We start from the raw sequence: 18,155 nt of genomic DNA, 5'->3' as shown, positions 1-18,155 counted from the left end.
TGCCGTGCTCCGCCGGTGCCGGTCCTCAGACGGTGGCGATCACCGCGCGGATACGGTCTTCGATCTGCGTCGGCGAACCCGTGTAGTGAAGCGTCCGCAGGCCCACCTCGGCGGCGGCCGCGCAGTTGTCGGCGCGGTCGTCGATGAACAGGACCGCCCCGGGATCTGCGGCACCGGTGGCGGCGAGCGCCTTTCGGTAGGTATCGGGGTGGGGTTTGTTCATCCCAAGGCGGCACGAATAGAGGGCATCGGCCATCACCGTGCGCCAGTCGGCGGCGTCGAGAGCTTCGCTCACCGGATGAGGTGCGTTGGACAGCAACACCATCGGCAGTCCCGCACGCTCGATGCGGTGCAGCAGCTCGACGACCCGGTTGTCGGTATGGGCCCACATGGCGGCGTCGACGGCGCGGAGCCGGGCGAGCCGGACCGGGTCCGGGCGGTGGCGGAGGACGGCGTTCCAGAAGTCGGCGTCGTCGAGGGTGCCGGAATCGTAGGGTTCGCGGGCATCCCAGAACGCGCTCTGGAAACGTGCGAGATCGTCCGCCCGATCGGCAAGCTCGGCGAGCTCGCCCCACATGGCCGGGGTGGGTTGCAGGCCGATCACACCGTTGTAATCGAAGATCACCGCGTCGAGTTCCGCGGTCTGGTGCAGGGGTTCGATGGTCATCGGTTCTCCAGGACTCGTGGGGACAGGAAAGCCACGGCCACGGCGAGGGCCGCGGGCAGCAGGAGGGCGAAGGGCAGGGTCGTCGCGGTCGCCAGGGCACCGATAGCGGCAGGGCCGGCGAGCAAACCCAGGTAACCGGTCACCGCCACCGTCGCCACTGCGCGCGGACCACCCGCCCCTGCCGCGCTGAACAGCGACGGAATGGTGACCGACAGGCCGAGACCGAACAGTGCCCAACCGGCCAGCGCGACCGCGATCTCGGCGGATATCACGCCGGCGAGTAGTCCGGCAGCGGCCAGGATCGCCCCGGCGCGAACGATTTTCGGCCCCCCGAAACGGATCGTCAGCCGATCGCCTGCCAACCTGCCCGCTGCCATGGCCGCGCTGTACCCGGCGAAGGCCGCGGCACCGAGCGCCGGTGAGGCACCGAGATCGGTCAGGTGCACAGCCGACCAATCGGCGGCAGCACCTTCGCCGAGCAGGCATGCGGCCGCCAGCGCGCCGAGCAGCCAGATCCGAGCGGCCGGGGACTGTGTGCTCTCCGGTTCCGCATCGCCGTCGGGTATCCGACCGCCGAGCTCGCGGGTGATCGGCGCGGCCGTCACGGTCGCCACGATCGCGACGGCGGCGATACCGAGGAAGAGAGAGGTGTGTGACATGTGCGCCGTGGCGACGGCGATGGAGGCTCCGCCCAGCGCACCGAGACTGTAGGCCGCGTGCAGGCCCGACATGATCGGGCGCCGATACGCCCGCTCGAGGTCGACAGCAGCGGCATTGGCCGCGACATCCAGCACCCCGTGCGCGGTACCGAAGACCAGCGCCGCGGCACCGGCCGCCACAACGTTGCCGCATGTTCCGAGTAGCGCCAGACTCATCACGAAACCCAGGCCGCCGCCGGTCAACAGAGCCGGCAGCCCGTACCGGCCGGCGAGCCGCCCGCCGGCCCGCAGGCCGGCGACCATCCCGATGGCCGCGGCGAGCAGCACCGCCGCCAGACCCGCGGTGTCGAGTCCCGCCGCGTCCTGCACGGCCGGGATCCGGGTCCCCCACACTGCGGTGACGACGCCGAGCCCGGCGAAGTATCCGGTCAGGAGGGCGCGGTCCCTGGCGAGAGCACGCGGAACGGTCCGCGGGTTTCCGGGCGGCGGTGCGCCGACGATGGTCATGACAGCTCCAACAGGGTGCAGCGCGCCGATTCCCGCGGCGAATTGCGCACCGAGAAATCGACACCGGGCAGAGTGGTGTGGGCCGCCATTCCGAAATGGAGTAGGCGGCAAGAATGCGAATGGATTTCGGAGCGAATCCACAGTGATTCGTTTCGTCCGACGTTTCGGAAAACTACCAGCACACCCGGCTCCCCACCATCCGAGACGAGACGTCGTGATCCGCTTCATAATCCACCACGCGCGGCTCTGATCCGAATGGGCTGTTGCCTCGCTCAGTGGTCGTGGGCAATTGCGGCTGAACCGATTTCGCCGAACCGGATCGGACTGCATTCGCGGCCCGCTATCCCATAGCAGCCAAAAATTCATGGACCGGCAGCGGACTTCATATCTTCCGTTGAACAATGCGAAATATCGTTGCGGCTTTGATCTCGGCAGGCGCGCCGCCGATGCTCGCCGTATTCGTTACGGCCCCGCCGGCGGACGGCGCGGCGAACTCTGGCCTGCACCACGGTGGGACCGTGCGACCCGCGAGCACGGCAGTTACCGGATATCACCGGTGAGAGCGGCCAGGCGATCGGCGTACGGGCCGGTGGGGTTCCAGGTCCCTTCGAACGGGCCGAGCCGGGCGCCCTCGCGGAGGAAGCGGACCAGGTTTCGCGGCCGTGTGCGACCGAGGGTGAGCGCCGCGAAATGTCCGTCCGTCCGATCCGCCGCTTGCTCGTCCCGCCAAGCGGTGAGCAGGATCTGCCGGCGAATGGTCGGTATGCGAAGCCTCCCCATTCCCTCGAGGAAACGAGACAGCCGGAGGCGCGGTCGAGCGTATCGACGAGTTCCGCCTCGACTGGTCCGACAAGCGGTACGCGCTGCACCATGAACACGACAAAACGACTCAAGGCTCACGCTCTTCATGAGCATGAGCCTTGTATCGAGTGGAGTGGAGCTAAGGGGACTCGAACCCCTGACCCCCACACTGCCAGTGTGGTGCGCTACCAGCTGCGCCATAGCCCCGAGTGGTGTGCCGCCGGTGTTCCCCGGCTGCCTGAACGAAGTTACACCACGTGGGGACCGGGAACCAAATCGCCTCGATACGGGGGTTGAACGGCTGGTCAGGGGGCCAGGTCGGCGACCCAGTCCTGGTTGCCGACGTCGATCTTGGTGGTGCCGTCGAAGACCGAGGGGGTGGCGGCGTCGTCGTCGAGGAGGGTGGTGAGGTCGGCGTCGGCTTTGACGGCGTTGATCTTGGCGGCGTCGAGGCGGGCGCCGGTGGTGACGCAGTCCGCGGCGGCCGGGGTGGCTCCGGTGTCCCGGGCGAGGGCGGCCAGATCGTCATTGCTGAGGTCAGAGCCGCCTTCTTTGGGCTGGCGGGTGGTGAACAGGGCGTCGTGGAACGCGGCGTAGGTGGGGCCGGAGCCGTCGGCGGCGACGCATTGCAGGGCCGCGATGGCGCGGGTGGAGTAGTCGCCGCTGCCGGATTTGTCGTCGAGGAAGTTGACGAAGCGGTACCGGATGGCGAGTTTGCCTTCGTCGAGCTTCTGGGCGATTTCCTGGCCGAAGATGTGCTCGAGCGCACCGCAGCCGGGGCACAGCGGGTCCTCGAAGACGTCGATGATCTTGGTCACGCCGGGGCGGCCGAGCACGATGGCGCCGTCGGGCTGGACCGCGGTCACTACCGCGGCGTCGCGGACGGTGCCGTAGCCGTCGTTGCGGATCTCGGCCTCATCGTCCATCCAGCGGTAGGCGAGGAAGACGAGCAGCCCGATGAGGACCAGCGCGACGGCGCCCAGCGCATAGGTGGTCTTGCTGGACATCGGCCGGGGCGTGTAGTTCGACGGCGAAGTGCTCACCCGAACCACTTTGCCTCGAGTCCGGGCCGGCGGCTGCCGCACCCGCCGCACAGGCGAGTTCTATCGCCTGCCCTTCGCCTCACTGTCGGCGTGCACGACCTGCTCGACGGAGTTCGCCGCCACTCCCCCGCCCGGCCCGCCGTCACAGGTACAGGGCGCCGCGAGTTGATCGGCTTCCTCGTCGACGGTCTCGATGCGTTTCTCCACCCGCACCTCGCCGCGCCGCATCGGCTCGGGCACCACCAGCCAGGCCACCGCGGCGACGGCCAACAACCCACCGGTGACGGCCAGGCCCACTCCGAAGTTCAACCGCTCGGCGATGAAACCGACCACGATCGGGCCGAGCACCGCGCCCAGATCGGCCGACATCTGGAACCCGGCAAGCACCGGCCCACCGCGCACCTTGGGGCCGATGATGTCGGCGACGGCGGCCTGCTGCGCCGGGGTGAACATGCCGGAACCGAGTCCGGCGACGAACGATGACACCAGCAGCCAGAGCACGTCGGGCGCCACACCGAGGCCGGCCGTGCCGATCGCGCAGACGGTGGTGCCGATGATGAGGAACGGTTTGCGGCCGAAGCGGTCGGAGAGCTGACCGGAGAAGAACAGCACCACGGCATTACCCGCCGCGAACACCGTCAACGCCACCCCCGCCATGCCTGCAGGCTGTTCCAGCACCTCGACCACCAGCAGCGGCACCAGCGCCATACGCACACCGAACACGGCGGCACCGTTGGCGAAGTTGGACCACAGCACCGCCCGGTATTCCGACCGCGCGAGCCCGTCGCGGAAACTCATGCTCGCCGGCGCGGTCTCCGCGGTCTCCGGCGCGGCCAGATGCGAATTGCGCAGGTTGAAGTACACAACGGCACAGGCGATGAGCAACGCGATCGCATAGATCAAAAACGGCGCGCGTAGCCCGAACTCGGCCAGCAGACCACCGATCAAGGGCCCGGCCAGCGAGCCGATGAGGAAGCTGGTCGACCACAGGCCGGAAATGCGGCCACGCTGGTCCGAGGGCGACATCCGGATCAGCAGGGCCAGCGATGACACCGTGAACATGGTCGAGCCGATACCACCGGCCGAACGCAGCACCAGCAGCTGCCAGTAGGTCTGCGCGAAGGCGCTGGCGCCGGTCGACACCGCGACGATGAGCAGACCGCTGGTGTAGACCCAGCGCTCGCCGAGCTTCTGCACCAGCCGTCCGCTCATCGGCGCGAACAGCAGCCGCATCAGGGCGAACGCGCTGACGATCGCCGAGGCCGCCGCGAAACCGACGCCGAAGCTGCGCGCGTACTGCGGCAGCACGGGCGAGACGAGGCCGAATCCGATGGCGATGACGAACGCGGCCCCGACCAGGACCCAGATCTCGCGGGGTAGAGCTTTCGAACTAGCGGTCACCCGATAGAGCTTGCCCCACCAGTTCCTCGGCGGCCGCTTGCACCTGCTCGAGATGCTCGGGACCGTGGAACGACTCGGCGTAGATCTTGTACTTGTCCTCGGTGCCCGAGGGGCGTGCCGCGAACCACGCGTTCTCGGTGGTGACCTTCAACCCACCCAGCGGCGCGCCGTTGCCGCGCGCGCGAGTGAGCACCGCGGTGATCGGTTCGCCGGCGATCTCGGAGGCACTCACCTGCTCGGGGGCCAGTTCGGCCAGCAGCTTCTTCTGCTCGGCGGTGGCGGGTGCGTCGACGCGGGCGTAGGCGGGGCTGCCGTAGCGGCGCTCGAGTTCCACGTACCGCGCCGACGGGCTCTGCCCGGTGACGGCGGTGATCTCCGCGGCCAGCAGGGCCAGCACGATGCCGTCTTTATCGGTGGTCCAGACGCTGCCGTCCATCCGCAACAGCGAGGCGCCCGCGCTCTCCTCACCGCCGAAAGCGAGGCTGCCGCTGAACAATCCGGGCACGAACCATTTGAACCCGACCGGCACTTCGTGCACGTCACGGCCGAGCACACTCACCACCCGGTCGATCATCGACGAGGTCACCACGGTCTTGCCGATCTTGGTGAGCGCGTCCCAGCCCATTCGATTGGGCACGAGGTATTCGATGGCGACGGCGAGGAAGTGATTGGGGTTCATCAGCCCGCCGTCCGGAGTGACGATGCCGTGGCGGTCGGCGTCGGCGTCGTTGCCGGTGGAGATGTCGTAGTCGTCCTTGATCGACACCAGCGAGTTCATCGCGAACCGGGAGGACGGGTCCATCCGGATCTTGCCGTCGGAATCCAGCGGCATGAACCGCCACGTCGGATCGACCAGCGGGTTGACCACCTCGAGCTCGAGGTCGTAGCGCTGACCGATCTCCTCCCAATAGTCGACGCTGGCCCCACCCATCGGGTCGGCGCCGAGCCGGATGCCCGCGCCGCGGATGGCGTCGAGGTTGAGCACGCTCGGCAGATCGGCGATGTAGTGATCGAGATAGTCGTAGCGCTCGACGGTGGGCATGGCCTGCGCGAGGGTGCCGCGCTCGACCTCGGCGAGGCCGCCGCGCAGCAGTTCGTTGGCGCGCTCGGCGATCGCGTCGGTGGCGACGGTGTCGGCGGGACCGCCGTGCGGCGGGTTGTACTTGATGCCGCCGTCGCGCGGCGGGTTGTGCGAGGGCGTGACGACGATGCCGTCGGCCTGATGCTTGGTGCCGCCGCGATTGTGGCGCAGCACGGCATGACTGAGAGCAGGCGTCGGGGTGTAGCGGTCGCGCGAATCGATCATCGCGGTGACACCGTTGGCGGCGAGCACCTCGAGCACCGTGGTCCAGGCCGGCTCGGACAGGGCGTGCGTATCGCGAGCCAGATAGACCGGACCGGTGATGCCCCGGGTGGCGCGGTATTCCACGATGGCCTGGGTGATGGCGAGGATGTGCGCCTCGTTGAAGGTGGTGTCCAGGCTGGACCCGCGATGGCCCGAGGTGCCGAACGCCACCAGCTGCGCCGGCTCGGCCGGATCCGGGATACGGGTGTAGTAGGCGGTCACCAGACCGGGGACGTCCACCAGGTCGCTCGGGCGTGCGGGCCGTCCGGCTCGATCGTGCGCCATGCTGGGATCTCCCTTCCGGGTCGGCTGTGCCCGGCTCGTCATCAGAATCATGTGAACAGCCATTCGGTCACGGACGCGGCGGCGAACACCACGGCCAGGCAGGTCGCGACACTCAGCACGATGTTGCCGAGGGCGTAGCCGTACGCACCGTCGGACACCAACCTGATCGTCTCGAAGCCGAACGTGCTGAAGGTCGTGAGCGCACCGCAGAATCCGGTTCCCGCGCCCGCCAGCAGCCAGCCGTTCGCCCCCGCCCCGATCAATGCACCGAGCAGCGCCGAACCGACAATGTTAACGGTCAACGTCCCCAAAGGCAGCATGGAATCCCAGCGGGCCGCGACGGCGCGATCGATGAGGTATCGCGCAGGGGCGCCGAGCATTCCGCCCACCACCACCCAGATGGCCGTCATCGGCGCACCGCCGGCTGCCAGAGTTCGACATCGGACAAGGTCACGGTCACCGTGTCGAACAACTCGGCGTTGTCGTCGACGAAAGCACGCAACCGCGCGGCATCGTCGACGATCATCACCATCACCGGTAGTTGTTCGGCCAGGTCCAGCAGCCGGACGGTATGGATCCGGGAGGACGCGCCGTAACCCTCGACACCACGCCACACGCTGGCACCGGCCAGCCCGCCGTCGCGGGCCCGGCGAACGATCTCGTGGTACAGCGGCCCGTGCCGCCAGCGTGCGTCTTCGCCGAGCAGCAGTACCAGCCGCGCGGCGTGCGCCCACTGCCCCGCACCGCCGATCGCCTCGGTCATCGCTGACCCCCTTCCGTGCCGTTCACCTTGTTCACCGCACACTTCCAGTTACCCACCGCGCAGCCGCCATCCCCGCCACCACTGCCGCCAGGCAGGTCACCATCGTGGCACCGAGATAGCCGAGCCCCATACCGACGGCACCCGATTCGAGCAGTGTACGAATCTCGGCACTGTAGGTGGAGAAGGTGGTGAATCCGCCGAGCACACCGACGCCGAGGAATGGGCGCAGCAGCCTGTGGGCTACCCATACTTCGGTGATGAGAACCATCAGCACTCCCATCGCGGCACAGCCGATCACGTTGACGGCGAACGTCGCCACCGGGAACCCATCCGGACGCGTCGGCAGCCAGACCGCGAAACCGTAGCGCGCCAGCGCACCGAGCCCGCCGCCGAGCGCCACGACGAGCAGTACCCGCGGATCGGCGATCCGGGCTTCGGCCCGCGATGACACGTCCCCAACCTCCTGTCCGAGCCCGATGACCGGCCGCGCCGGCGCCCCGGCGTCCACCGTGACGCTATCGGCGGCAACGGCACCGGCCGACGGCGCGACTGCTCGGGCGGCGCCCCTCGTTGACACACCGACCGGCGCGCAGTACGAATCGACTGAGGTCTTCGCCGAAGACCCGACGCAGTCCACAGCCTCGTCTCGGAGTCGGTGATGGCCGCACCGCGGAGTTCACGAATACGGCGACGCCGGCACCGGTCCGAGCGCCACGCCGCACCCGAGCAAACGTTGAGCATACGGCATTCTCCGGCGCGTCGGGCGAGTCTGATGATCCGCCGTCTGACCCTCGCGCTCTTCGTCGCGTCCGTGCTGGCACTGGGCGGCAATCCCGCCGTGACGATGACCGTCCACCCGGCGACCGAAGGCGAATCCTTCTACTCGGCGCCCGCCGATATCGGCGAATATCGGCCGGGGGCGGTGATTCGCAGCAGGCAGGTGAGCGCCGCCGGATTCGCCGGTGCCACCGCCTGGCAGTTGGCTTTCCGCAGCACGGATTCGCGCGGGGAGCCGATTGCCGCGGTGACCACGGTGCTTGTGCCCGCGGGCGAGGTGCCGGACCGGCCGCTGGTGTCGTATCAGCCGTTCGTCAACTCGCTCGGGCCACGCTGCGCACCTTCGCATTCGCTGCTCGCCGGGACGCTGCGCGAGGCGCCTGCGGTGAATCTGCTGTTGGCTCGCGGCTGGGCGGTCGCGGTGCCCGATCACCTCGGCCCGGACAGTGCCTATGGCGCCGCGCAATTGGGCGGGCGGATCACCTTGGACGGGATTCGCGCGGTCCGGCAGTTCGATTCGGCCGGACTCGACGACAGTCCGGTGGCGCTGGCCGGCTACTCCGGTGGCGGCATGGCCACCGGCTTCGCCGCCGCCCTTGCCCCGGACTACGCGCCTGAACTGCCCATCGCCGGCGCGGCGGCGGGCGGGGTACCGATGAATCTGGGTGCGCTGGCCGGTGATCTCGGCGATCGGCCGAATCCGATGTTCGGTCTCGGTTTCGCGGCGGCGGTCGGTCTGGCTCGCGAGTATCCGGCGGTCTCCCTGGATCGGTATCTCAATCCTGCCGGGAAGGCGTTGCTCGATCGCGTCGACGACGCCTGCGCGGACGAGATCATCCGGGCCGCAGCGGGCGTCGCCACCGATGACGTCTTCACCGAACCACCCACCGAGGATCCCGCCGCCGCACCGATTCTGCGGGACAACAGTCTGGAGACCTTCACCGGTATTCCCACCGCTCCGCTGTATCTATGGCACGGCACGGCCGACCTGATCTCGGTGGCGCCGGTGCGGCGGACGGCCGAACGCTATTGCGCAGCAGGCACTCCGGTGCAGCTGGATCTGCTCGTCGGCGCCGACCATTCCGGCGCGGTTCTGCCGGGCGCGTTGCGAGCGCTCGACTTTCTGGAGGGCCGTTTCGCCGGGGCACCACCGCCGCAGAACTGCTGAGCTCCCCCGCTACCGCCGCCCCGCCGATTATCGAACCACACCGCCGTGCGCCACTGCTCGCACCGCGGATATCCGGCGACGACGCAACACGAGCGACGACTCTCGTCGGCGAGCGACCGATACAGCACTGCCGCCCGCCGAGCCGGAAGCCCTACGAGCGGCAGTACTTTCGAGCGAACGATCAGTGCGCGAGCACCAACTCCCCTTCGGCCGGCGCGGGCGCGGTGTTGGGCAGCAGCACGCCCGTCACCACGGCGCCGATCACGAAGATCGCGGTGGCCCACCAGAAGCTGGTGGTGTAGCTCTCGATCGCCGACTGCGCGATGGTGAGCTGGTCCGGGGTCCGGCCGGCCAGGTAGTCACTGGCCGCCGAGGCCGCGATGGTGCTCAGCAGCGCGGTGCCGATCGAGCCGCCCACCTGCTGGCTGGTGTTGATCGTCGCCGAGGCGACGCCCGCATCTTCGTGGTGCACCCCGGCCGTGGCGCCTTGGAACGCCGTCGCCATCGCTCCACCGAGACCGAGACCCATCAGGATCAGGCCGGGCAGGATGTGGGTGGTGTAGCCGGTGTCCAGGCCGATCCGGGTGAGCCACGCCATACCGGCCGCGGCGATCAGGAATCCGGCGCTGACCACGACCTTCGGCCCCAGCTTCGGCAGCAGCAGCGACGGTGTGGTGGTCGAGGACACGATCATCGCGGCCACCATCGGCAGGAACGCCACACCGGTGGTGATCGGCGAGTACCCGAGGGTGAGCTGCATGTAGTAGGTCAGGAACAGGAAGATCGCGAACATCCCGATGCCCATGACGAACACGGTGAGGAACGATCCACCCCTGGTGCGATCGAGCACGACGCGCAGCCGCAGCAGCGGGTTGGCGACCCGGGTTTCCAGCCAGACGAACACCGCAAGCAGCGCCGCGCCGCCGAACAGGAAGGCCAGGGTGACCGGGTTGGTCCAGCCGTCGGTCTCGGCGTGCGAGAAGCCGTAGACGATGCCGAACAACGCGGCGGTGACCACGACGGTGCCCGGGATATCGAGCTTCGGCCGTTCGGTGACGGTGTGCTTGGCCAGCAGCAGCACCGCGCCGACCAGCGCGACGGCGGCGAAGGCCAAGTTCACGAACATCACCCAGCGCCACGAGGCCCACTCGGTGAGCACGCCGCCGAGCAGCAGGCCGATGGCGCCGCCGGTACCGGCGACCGCCCCGAAGATGCCGAAGGCCTTGGCCCGTTCGGACGGTTCGGTGAAGGTGACCGTCAGCAGCGACAGCGCCGCGGGCGCCAGCAGCGCGCCGAACACACCCTGGCCGATGCGGGCGCCGACCAGCATCTCGAAGTTGGTGGCCGCGCCGCCGATCGCGGAGGCCACCGAGAAGCCGACCAGGCCGACGATGAAGGTGTTGCGCCTGCCGAACAGGTCGCTGAGCCGGCCACCCAGTAGCAGCAAGCTACCGAAGGCCAGCGCGTAGCCGGTGATGACCCATTGTCGGTCGGCGTCGCCGAAGCCGAGATCTCGCTGCGCCTCGGGAAGCGCGATGTTCACCACGGTCGCGTCGAGCACGACCATGAGCTGGGCGACGCCGAGGACGGCGAGCACCCACCAGCGCAGTGCGTGCGAGCCACGCCTGCCTGACGTCGGTTTTTGCTGCGGGTCCGGCCCGCGTTCGATGGTGGTGGTCACGTCGCCCCTCGGTGAAAAATAAACGGAGGTGGTTCCTCCGGTTAGCTGGAACGCTACCACAGTAACGGAGGAGCTGTCTCCACTTAATCCCGCCGCTGATAGCATGAGGGTGTGAATCCCGCCACGACCATGCCTCCGACCCGGCGTTTGCGCGCCGATGCCGCACGCAATCAGCAGCGCATCGTCGAGGCCGCGCGCCAGCTGTTCGCCGACCACGGACTCGAGATCACCCTCGATGATGTCGCCGAGCGCGCGGGGGTCGGCGTGGGCACGGTCTACCGCCGGTTCGCGAACAAGAAGGAGCTCATCTCCGAGGTCTTCCAGCAGCACCTCGACGAATTCGCCGAAACCGCAGAGGAATGCGTCCGCCACCCGGACCCGTGGCAGGGCCTGGTCGATTTCTTCGAGTACGCGTGCAGACATATGGCGACCAATCGCGGGTTCAGCGAGGTCATGCTGGAATTCGAAGACGATCTCGAGCAGTTCAGCTGCGTCCGCGATCGGATCAAGCCGGTCGTGGCCAGGATCGTCGATCGCGCGAGGGAGGCCGGCGCGCTGCAACCCGATGTCGTGGCGTCGGATTTCTTCGCGATGGTCCACATGGTCGACGGGCTGGCGGAGTTCGCCCGACCGGTCAACGACCAGGTGTGGCGGCGCTACATGGCACTCGCCCTCAACGGCGTGCGCACCGAACTCGTGCCGCGACGGCCGTTGTCGATTCCGCCGCTCGACGACAACGAGGTCGAGCAGGCCAAGGCCGCCCTGTGCACCGGCCGCCGCCGCTGATCCCAGCACGCTAGCAATCGCACCGCGGGTAGCGCAGGTCACAATCCATCCCTTACAGTTGGACATGTGACCAATTCGTGGATGAACTGGGCCGGCGATCAGAAGTGCGTGCCGGCGTCCGTCGCGGCTCCGCGCAATCGCAACGAGCTGGCGGACCTAGTGGGCCGGGCGGCGGACGCGGGGCAGCAGGTGCGCGTCGCGGGCTCGGGGCATTCGTTCACCGACATCTGCCTCACCGACGGGCTGCTGCTGGATCTGTCGCGGATGAACCGGGTGCTCGACGTCGACCGCGACAACGGCCTGGCCAGGGTCGAGGCCGGTATCACCCTGCACGGCGCGAGCCCGGCGCTGCACAACCACGGGCTGGCCTTCCCCAACCTCGGCGATATCGATGCCCAGACCATCGCCGGAGCCACCGCCACCGCGACCCACGGCACCGGTGCCACCCTGCAAAACCTTTCGGCCGCAGTGCATTCGGTGGAGTTGATGCGCCCGGACGGCAGTGTCGTCGAGCTGAACGAACAATCCGATCCGGACGGCTGGCGGGCGGCCCGGGTGAATCTCGGCGCACTCGGCGTGATCACCGCGATGACGTTGCGGCTGGTGCCCTCATTCGTGCTGGAAGGTATCGAGCGGCCGGTGCCGGTCGAGGAAGTGCTCGACGACCTCGACACCTATGTCGAGGGCAACGACCATTTCGAGTTCTACATGTTCGCGCACAGCCCGATCGCCATGACCAAGCGCAACAATCGGGTCGATCTCACCGAGCAGCCGCGTCCGGCGCTGGTGGACTGGTTCGCCGATATTCTGATGTCCAACTACACCTTCGACGCGCTGTGCCGACTCGGCCGAAGGCAGCCGCGGCTGGTGCCGTGGATCCACCGGGGCGCGGCCTATGCGGGCAGCTACCGCCGTCAGGTGGACCGGTCCTATCGGGTGTTCGCCTCGCCGCGCCTGATCCGCTTCACCGAGATGGAATACGCCATCCCGCGCGAACATTCGGCCGAGGCCATCCGCGCGATCAAGGAGCTGTCCACCCGCTACGACACCCCGATGCCGATCGAGGTGCGCTGGGTGGCTCCCGACGACGCGTTCCTCTCCCCCGCGGGCGGCCGCGACACCTGCTATATCGCCGTGCACATGTACCAGGGCATGGATTACGAGCCGTACTTCCGGGCCTGCGAGGCGGTCTTCGACCGCTTCGACGGCCGCCCGCACTGGGGCAAACGCCATTTCCAGACCGCGCAGACGCTGCGTGGCAGGTACCCGGAGTGGGATCGGTTCGCCGAGGTGCGCCGCCGCTTCGACCCGAAGGGCGTGTTCGCCAACGCCTATCTCGACCGCGTGCTCGGACCGATCGGCTGACGTCGCGGCGGTATCAGGTGCATCGTCGCCCACCCGGACGGCTTGGCCCGGGTGGCGCCGAAGGTGGTGAAGGTGGCGGGCATCGCGGATGGGCCGGGCATTCGCCGGCGTAGCTGTGTGGGCTCACCGACCCGGACGACATCGCAGGGCCCGGCGAACGCGCACGCTCGCCCGCATTCCAGGCGCCAGCCGAACGGCATCAGGTGCACGCGTTCGCCGCGCTCCTCCAGTCGTTCGGCGATCTCCTCGACGAGGTCGAGGGTGTCGGCCAGATGTGCGAGCAGATCCGGCCCGGACATCGCGGCGCGGCCCGCGCCGCTCGGCAGCACCGGAGACCCGTTGATCACCACATAGGCCGCCGCGCTCTGCGCGATCATCGCCTGGATCGCCCGGACGACCTCGCCCGAGGGTCCGCGCTCGCCCGGCTCGACATAGATGTGCAGTAGTAGGCAGTCGTGGAAGGTGCGCGCCACCGCGACCGACGCCGGTGCCAGCTCGACGGCGCAGGGCCCGGGGTCTACCGGCATGTATTCGAAACAGTGCCAACGACTACTGAGAATCTTCACCCATACCCCTACCGCGCGACCCTCGTCGCCCTTCGGACGCCGGACAGACGAAAATGTAGTGATGCCGGCCCCCGCGCGGTTGTCGGCGAACGCACGAACTTTGCGCTCCGGCGCAGAACGAACCGCGCGACTCGGCCCGAAACCGGACGTCGACGACATATCCTCGGCTGCACGGGCGATACAGCCGAGGCCCGGTCCACCCACGGCACGGAACGGAGTCTGTGATGGTAGGTGAGGCGGTAGTCGAGGAGGCGTCGACGGCGGACGTGGACCCTCGCGAACGTGTCGACTACTGGGCCGAGCTGGTCGACTCCTTCCAGGGTGTGCGCTTGAGCTACGAGTTCGGCTCGGCCACCGATTTCTACGGCCGGATCCGGCGCCACCGCACCGACACCTATCAGATCGTCGGCCGGGAATCCGACCCGATCGTCTACACCCGCGCGGCCACCCACATCCGCGCCGATCCCGATGACGACTATCGCCTGGTCATGCCGCTCACCGGGCGCTTCGACCTGAGCAGCGAGGGACGCAGCGGCTCGCTGCGGCCCGGGATGAGCAGTCTGATCACCATCAATCGGCCGCTGTCGTTCACCGCGTGCAGCGGCACCCACGGGCTGATCATGACCATTCCGCGCCGCGAGATCCAGCACCGGCTCAACCGTGCCGAACCACCCGCACGCCCCCTCGACCTCAGCACCGGCCTCGGCCGGGTGGCCGCGACCATGCTGACCGGACTGTACGAGGAGGCCGGCGCGCTCACCGCGGCCCAGTTCGATGCGGTGGCCGAGCGGCTGGTCGATCTGATCTGCATGCTCGCCCTCGGCTCGGCACCGACCACGGGCAGCCACCTCGGCGAGGTCGAATCGACTGTGCGGCACTACATTCGCCGTCACGCCGGCAATCCGGAGCTGTCCAGCGCGCAGATCGCGCGGGCTCTCGGCTGGTCGGTGCGCCAGGTCCAGCTCGCCCTCCAGCAGGCGGGCACCACCCCGCGCGACCTCATCCGGGAAGAGCGGCTACAGCTCGCACACGCCCGGCTGCGCAACCCGGCCTACCGGCACACCAGTGTCACCGATATCGCCCTGGGACTCGGTTTCGGCTCGGTGAGCAGTTTCAGCACCGCCTTCCGGCAGCGTTTCGGATCGACGCCGAGCAGCGTTCGCGAATAGCGTTCCGATATCCGAACCGTCTCGGCGGCAACGCTTTCCACGCGAGGACGATCGGCAGGACCGAGGCGCTAGTAACCCAGGATCCTGGCAACGAGATCGGGGACGGCGGCGCCGATGGGCTCGCGGATGACCTCGGTGGCAATGCGGTCGTAGGGCGTCGGCTCGGCATTGACGATCACCAGGTCGGCGCCGTTGTCCACCGCGAGCGCACACAGCGATGCGGCGGGCTCCACCTGCAACGAGGTGCCGATCGCCACGAACAGATCGGCCGATTCCGCGGTGATCGTCGCCTTCAGCATGGTGCGCGGTTCCATCGCCTGCCCGAACATCACCGTGCCCGCCTTGAGGATTCCACCGCACCGCGGGCACGGCGGATCGTCCTCACCAGCAGCGACCCGCTCGAGCGTCGCGGCCATCGTGGAGGTGTAGTCACAGTCGACGCAGACCACGTCGAACATGTTGCCGTGGATCTCGATCACCCGGCTGGGTGAGGATCCGGCGCGCTGGTGCAACCGGTCGACGTTCTGCGTGATGATGGTGAGCGGCCGGGCCCGTTCGAGTTCGACCAACGCGGTATGGGCGGCATTGGGTCTGGCCTGCCAGGCGGGATTGTCGCGGCGGGCCAGCCAGGAGCGGCGGCGCAGGTCCGGATCGGCGAGATAGTTGTCGTAGGTCGACAGCAGTTCCGCGATCGGGTCCTCGGTCCACACCCCGCGCGGCCCACGGAAATCCGGGATCCCGGAATCGGTCGAGATCCCGGCCCCGGTGAGCACCGCGATCCGGCCCGGACGGGTGTACCAGTCCGCGCTCACCACGGGTTCGGTGTCGTCGGCGAACACTGCATATCGTCAGGCTATCGGGCACAGCGTGCGGCGGACGCTCGGCCCCGCCGCACCCCGAGCCGTGTCACCGGTCGCCCGGTGCCGCTGCCGCGCGCCGTGCCCGATGGCGCGCTCGCGCCGATCAGCGCGGCTGATGAGCGCATCAGCGCAGCTGCGGCTTCTTCCCCGCATCGGCGAAGCCCAGCTCCAAGCTCACCGGGATGGATTCGAGCTCGAGCGCCTGGCGCAGCCGAGGCACGGCCTCATCGAGAATGCGGCGGCGCAACTGCCCGACATCCGCGTGCGGTTCCGCGGTGACTGTGAGATGCAGTTCCGGCGCCCACCGGGTGCCGGTCAGCCAGGCCGAGGCCGAACGCACATCGTCGAAGGCTTCGATATCGTCGGCCACCGGAGCCGCCACCGTCGAGGAGGCCATCACCGTCTTTCCGGCCGAGCCGTCGGCGTCGAAACGCCAGGTCTGCGATTTCGGCATCCGGAAGATCTGCGCGAGCAACCACCGCAGGCACAGCAACCCGAGGACCACCGCACCGGCGATCACCGCCCAGAACACCCAGGTGGGTGGGGCGGCCGTGCCGGGCACGAGCGTCGAGTCCGGATCGACCCAGTTCAGCTGCCCGTAATAGGCGGCCACCGCGTAGCCGCCCGCTGCCGCGCAGAGCAGTCCGGTCAGCCCGATCAGCACCCGGTTCACCGCGGCGGGCCGATTCACCTTGCTCATCGAGGTCCTCCGGCTTCGGGTCCGTGCAGTTTCGCTTTCACCCGCTTCACCGGGCGTCCGAGTTGCTGCACGCGGTCGGTGACGGTCTCGCAGATCGCGTCGGCGAGCCCGGCATTGTCGTGGCGGTCGGTCCGCGCGATCACCGTGACGGTGTCGCGGCGCACCTTCACCCGTGCCGAGGTCACGCCATCGACCCGGCCGGCACTGCTACGCAACATCGTGCGCAGCCCCGAGCGGCTGACGCCGGCCTGCATGCCGTCGTCGTGCCCGGTCAACGGCAACACCTTCGCCCGGCCCGGCAGCAATGCGATCACCAGCAGCAGCACCCCGATGAGCAGCGCCACGATCCCGCCGATCAGCACCGGCAGCTCGTTCCAGGTGATGCCGTGCAGCTCATCGGCCACCGAATCGTAGGAGACGTACTCCCTGGTGCCGGTCAGCCGCTGCACCAGCGACACCGTCACCGCGACGCACGCCGCGAGCACCGCCACCGCGATGACCACGGCCGGCCAGGCGCGCCGCGGCCTGCGGATCATCGAACCCTCCCGGCCGCAACGGTTTCGGTGGTCAGCTCGGAGACGACGATGTCGACCTTCGAGACCGTGATCCCCGTCAGTTCGGCGGTGCGCTCACGCAGATGCGCGCGGCACTGCTCCGTCACCCGGCCCACCGGCTGCGGGTAGCGCACCGGCAACCGCACCGCCAGCGCGGTGCGGTCACCGGAGACGGTGGCCTCGACCTTGACGCCGCGATCCACCCCTGGCACTTCGCCGGCGGCGTGCGCGGCGATCCGGCGCACCGCCCGTTCGCTGACAGTGGTCCGGCCGGGCAACTCGACTCCGGCCGCGTCGGCACCGACCGCGGCCGACGTCATCGCCTGCCCTTGTCCTGAGCCGACCGGACCAGCGCGGCGAGGTCGAGCTCGCCGTCGAGCCACCGGCCGACCACCAGACCGAGCGCGGCGAATACCAGCACGGTCAGGAATGCGCCGAAACCGCCGAAGGCTGCGGCGAACCCGAGCGCGATCCCTATTGCCAGGCCTATCGTCGTGGCGTTCACAATCGACTCCTCTTCGCTGGGTCCGGTCGCCGGTTACTGCACGCGCGCGGGCGGGGCGTCGGCATCGTCGTCATCGCCGGGGATGTAGACGTCGTTGACGTTGATGTTGACCTCGACCACCTGCAGGCCGGTCATCTGCTCGATCGCGGTGATCACATTGCGGCGTACCGCGCGGGCCACTTCGGCGATGGAGACGCCGTATTCGACGACGATCTCCAGGTCGACGGCGGCTTGGGTCTCGCCGACCTCGACCGACACACCCTGCCCGATACTGGCGGAGGCGCCGGGGATGCGATCGCGGATGGTGCCGAAGGCGCGGGCGGCGCTGCCGCCGAGGTTGTGCACCCCACGCACCTCGCGGGCGGCCAGTCCGGCGACCTTCTGCACCACGATGTCGGAGATGGTGGTGCTGCCGAGATCGGTCACCAGGGCGTGATCCTTTTTGGCGGGCGCCTTTTCGGTGCCGGCGGGCTCGCCTGCGGTGCTGTTGGTGGTGGTCTTGTCGGTGGTGGCGGTCATCGGTGTTCCTCCTGATTCCTTTGGGATGCAGCGG

Annotated in this window: 20 protein-coding genes and 1 tRNA gene; 4 read left to right on the top strand and 17 right to left on the bottom strand. The window is 68.7% G+C overall.

Annotation, left to right across the window (positions count from 1 at the left end; genetic code table 11):
- Positions 1-25: 25 nt before the first annotated feature.
- From GV790_RS01885 to crcB, 9 genes are all read right to left on the bottom strand, one after another.
- A complete protein-coding gene (locus GV790_RS01885; RefSeq protein ID WP_163809729.1) occupies positions 26-667 on the bottom strand; it encodes an HAD family hydrolase in 642 nt (213 codons plus the stop codon).
- The gene (locus tag GV790_RS01880) at positions 664-1,833 is read right to left on the bottom strand and encodes an MFS transporter (protein ID WP_163809725.1); all 1,170 of its coding nucleotides are present in this window, start codon (positions 1,831-1,833) and stop codon (positions 664-666) included. The genes GV790_RS01885 and GV790_RS01880 overlap by 4 nt, the downstream gene beginning before the upstream one ends.
- A 935-nt stretch (positions 1,834-2,768) precedes the next feature.
- Positions 2,769-2,841 (bottom strand) — tRNA-Ala (locus GV790_RS01875).
- Positions 2,842-2,939: 98 nt separating this feature from the next.
- Positions 2,940-3,677, bottom strand: a complete 738-nt coding sequence (locus GV790_RS01870) for a DsbA family protein (RefSeq protein ID WP_309138969.1) — start codon at positions 3,675-3,677, stop codon at positions 2,940-2,942.
- A 60-nt stretch (positions 3,678-3,737) separates the two neighbouring features.
- Positions 3,738-5,078 (bottom strand): MFS transporter, encoded by a 1,341-nt coding sequence (locus GV790_RS01865; protein ID WP_163809723.1) that lies wholly within the window; start codon positions 5,076-5,078, stop codon positions 3,738-3,740.
- On the bottom strand, positions 5,068-6,708 hold the full coding sequence (gene pgm / locus GV790_RS01860) for a phosphoglucomutase (alpha-D-glucose-1,6-bisphosphate-dependent) (RefSeq protein ID WP_163809721.1): 1,641 nt from the start codon (positions 6,706-6,708) through the stop codon (positions 5,068-5,070). The genes GV790_RS01865 and pgm overlap by 11 nt, the downstream gene beginning before the upstream one ends.
- A 47-nt stretch (positions 6,709-6,755) precedes the next feature.
- Positions 6,756-7,118, bottom strand: coding sequence for a fluoride efflux transporter FluC (locus GV790_RS01855; RefSeq protein WP_163809719.1), 363 nt, complete (start codon positions 7,116-7,118; stop codon positions 6,756-6,758).
- Positions 7,115-7,471, bottom strand: coding sequence for a DUF190 domain-containing protein (locus tag GV790_RS01850; protein WP_163809717.1), 357 nt, complete (start codon positions 7,469-7,471; stop codon positions 7,115-7,117). Before GV790_RS01850 ends, GV790_RS01855 begins: the two co-directional genes overlap by 4 nt.
- Before the next feature lie 31 nt (positions 7,472-7,502).
- Positions 7,503-7,922, bottom strand: a complete 420-nt coding sequence (crcB, locus tag GV790_RS01845) for a fluoride efflux transporter CrcB (protein ID WP_163809715.1) — start codon at positions 7,920-7,922, stop codon at positions 7,503-7,505.
- Between the two features lie 321 nt (positions 7,923-8,243).
- Here crcB and GV790_RS01840 point away from each other — a divergent pair, with 321 nt between their 5' ends.
- Entirely contained in the window at positions 8,244-9,416 is a 1,173-nt protein-coding gene (locus GV790_RS01840; RefSeq protein ID WP_163809713.1) for a lipase family protein, read from the top strand.
- Positions 9,417-9,597: 181 nt separating this feature from the next.
- Here GV790_RS01840 and GV790_RS01835 read toward each other — a convergent pair whose 3' ends face one another.
- On the bottom strand, positions 9,598-11,097 hold the full coding sequence (locus tag GV790_RS01835; RefSeq protein ID WP_375139358.1) for an MFS transporter: 1,500 nt from the start codon (positions 11,095-11,097) through the stop codon (positions 9,598-9,600).
- A 111-nt stretch (positions 11,098-11,208) separates the two neighbouring features.
- Between GV790_RS01835 and GV790_RS01830 the strand changes: the two genes are divergently transcribed.
- Positions 11,209-11,883: a TetR/AcrR family transcriptional regulator gene (locus GV790_RS01830; protein ID WP_280213744.1), complete on the top strand. Its 675-nt coding sequence runs from the start codon at positions 11,209-11,211 to the stop codon at positions 11,881-11,883.
- 66 nt (positions 11,884-11,949) lie between these two features.
- Positions 11,950-13,248 carry a D-arabinono-1,4-lactone oxidase gene (locus GV790_RS01825; protein WP_163809711.1) on the top strand — a complete coding sequence of 433 codons (1,299 nt, stop codon included), beginning with the start codon at positions 11,950-11,952 and terminating at the stop codon, positions 13,246-13,248.
- Here the strand turns inward: GV790_RS01825 and GV790_RS01820 are convergent.
- Positions 13,215-13,775 carry a hypothetical protein gene (locus tag GV790_RS01820; RefSeq protein ID WP_163809709.1) on the bottom strand — a complete coding sequence of 187 codons (561 nt, stop codon included), beginning with the start codon at positions 13,773-13,775 and terminating at the stop codon, positions 13,215-13,217. The two genes, GV790_RS01825 and GV790_RS01820, sit on opposite strands and share 34 nt — an antisense overlap.
- Positions 13,776-14,038: 263 nt before the next feature.
- Here GV790_RS01820 and GV790_RS01815 point away from each other — a divergent pair, with 263 nt between their 5' ends.
- Complete coding sequence (locus GV790_RS01815) at positions 14,039-14,983, top strand: AraC family transcriptional regulator (RefSeq protein WP_163809707.1); 945 nt, start codon at positions 14,039-14,041, stop codon at positions 14,981-14,983.
- Positions 14,984-15,051: 68 nt separating this feature from the next.
- Here the strand turns inward: GV790_RS01815 and GV790_RS01810 are convergent, their stop codons facing one another.
- The 6 genes from GV790_RS01810 to GV790_RS01785 all read right to left on the bottom strand — a co-directional run bounded on the left by GV790_RS01810 (position 15,052) and on the right by GV790_RS01785 (position 18,121).
- A complete protein-coding gene (locus GV790_RS01810; protein ID WP_163809705.1) occupies positions 15,052-15,822 on the bottom strand; it encodes an SIR2 family NAD-dependent protein deacylase in 771 nt (256 codons plus the stop codon).
- Between the two features lie 145 nt (positions 15,823-15,967).
- A complete protein-coding gene (gene amaP, locus GV790_RS01805) occupies positions 15,968-16,543 on the bottom strand; it encodes an alkaline shock response membrane anchor protein AmaP (RefSeq protein WP_163809703.1) in 576 nt (191 codons plus the stop codon).
- Positions 16,540-17,079: a DUF6286 domain-containing protein gene (locus tag GV790_RS01800; protein ID WP_163809701.1), complete on the bottom strand. Its 540-nt coding sequence runs from the start codon at positions 17,077-17,079 to the stop codon at positions 16,540-16,542. Before GV790_RS01800 ends, amaP begins: the two co-directional genes overlap by 4 nt.
- Complete coding sequence (locus GV790_RS01795; protein ID WP_163809699.1) at positions 17,076-17,417, bottom strand: Asp23/Gls24 family envelope stress response protein; 342 nt, start codon at positions 17,415-17,417, stop codon at positions 17,076-17,078. The genes GV790_RS01800 and GV790_RS01795 overlap by 4 nt, the downstream gene beginning before the upstream one ends.
- A complete protein-coding gene (locus tag GV790_RS01790; protein ID WP_104359847.1) occupies positions 17,414-17,602 on the bottom strand; it encodes a hypothetical protein in 189 nt (62 codons plus the stop codon). Before GV790_RS01790 ends, GV790_RS01795 begins: the two co-directional genes overlap by 4 nt.
- Before the next feature lie 33 nt (positions 17,603-17,635).
- Entirely contained in the window at positions 17,636-18,121 is a 486-nt protein-coding gene (locus GV790_RS01785; RefSeq protein ID WP_163809697.1) for an Asp23/Gls24 family envelope stress response protein, read from the bottom strand.
- Positions 18,122-18,155 lie beyond the last annotated feature (34 nt).

It is taken from the genome of Nocardia cyriacigeorgica (genome assembly GCF_010858045.1).
Taxonomy (GTDB): Bacteria; Actinomycetota; Actinomycetes; order Mycobacteriales; family Mycobacteriaceae; genus Nocardia; species Nocardia cyriacigeorgica_E.
The sequence above is the reverse complement of the archived record's forward strand: the minus strand, read 5'-3'. Positions and strand labels throughout refer to the sequence as shown.

Coding starts and splice junctions, on each gene's coding strand:
- GV790_RS01785 (WP_163809697.1), bottom strand. CDS start 18,121: ATGACCGCCACCACCGACAAGACCACCACCAACAGCACCGCAGGCGAG.
- GV790_RS01840 (WP_163809713.1), top strand. CDS start 8,244: ATGATCCGCCGTCTGACCCTCGCGCTCTTCGTCGCGTCCGTGCTGGCA.
- GV790_RS01885 (WP_163809729.1), bottom strand. CDS start 667: ATGACCATCGAACCCCTGCACCAGACCGCGGAACTCGACGCGGTGATC.
- GV790_RS01880 (WP_163809725.1), bottom strand. CDS start 1,833: ATGACCATCGTCGGCGCACCGCCGCCCGGAAACCCGCGGACCGTTCCG.
- amaP (WP_163809703.1), bottom strand. CDS start 16,543: ATGAGCAAGGTGAATCGGCCCGCCGCGGTGAACCGGGTGCTGATCGGG.
- GV790_RS01855 (WP_163809719.1), bottom strand. CDS start 7,118: ATGACGGCCATCTGGGTGGTGGTGGGCGGAATGCTCGGCGCCCCTGCG.
- GV790_RS01820 (WP_163809709.1), bottom strand. CDS start 13,775: ATGCCGGTAGACCCCGGGCCCTGCGCCGTCGAGCTGGCACCGGCGTCG.
- GV790_RS01850 (WP_163809717.1), bottom strand. CDS start 7,471: ATGACCGAGGCGATCGGCGGTGCGGGGCAGTGGGCGCACGCCGCGCGG.
- GV790_RS01815 (WP_163809707.1), top strand. CDS start 14,039: ATGGTAGGTGAGGCGGTAGTCGAGGAGGCGTCGACGGCGGACGTGGAC.
- pgm (WP_163809721.1), bottom strand. CDS start 6,708: ATGGCGCACGATCGAGCCGGACGGCCCGCACGCCCGAGCGACCTGGTG.
- GV790_RS01795 (WP_163809699.1), bottom strand. CDS start 17,417: ATGACGTCGGCCGCGGTCGGTGCCGACGCGGCCGGAGTCGAGTTGCCC.
- GV790_RS01800 (WP_163809701.1), bottom strand. CDS start 17,079: ATGATCCGCAGGCCGCGGCGCGCCTGGCCGGCCGTGGTCATCGCGGTG.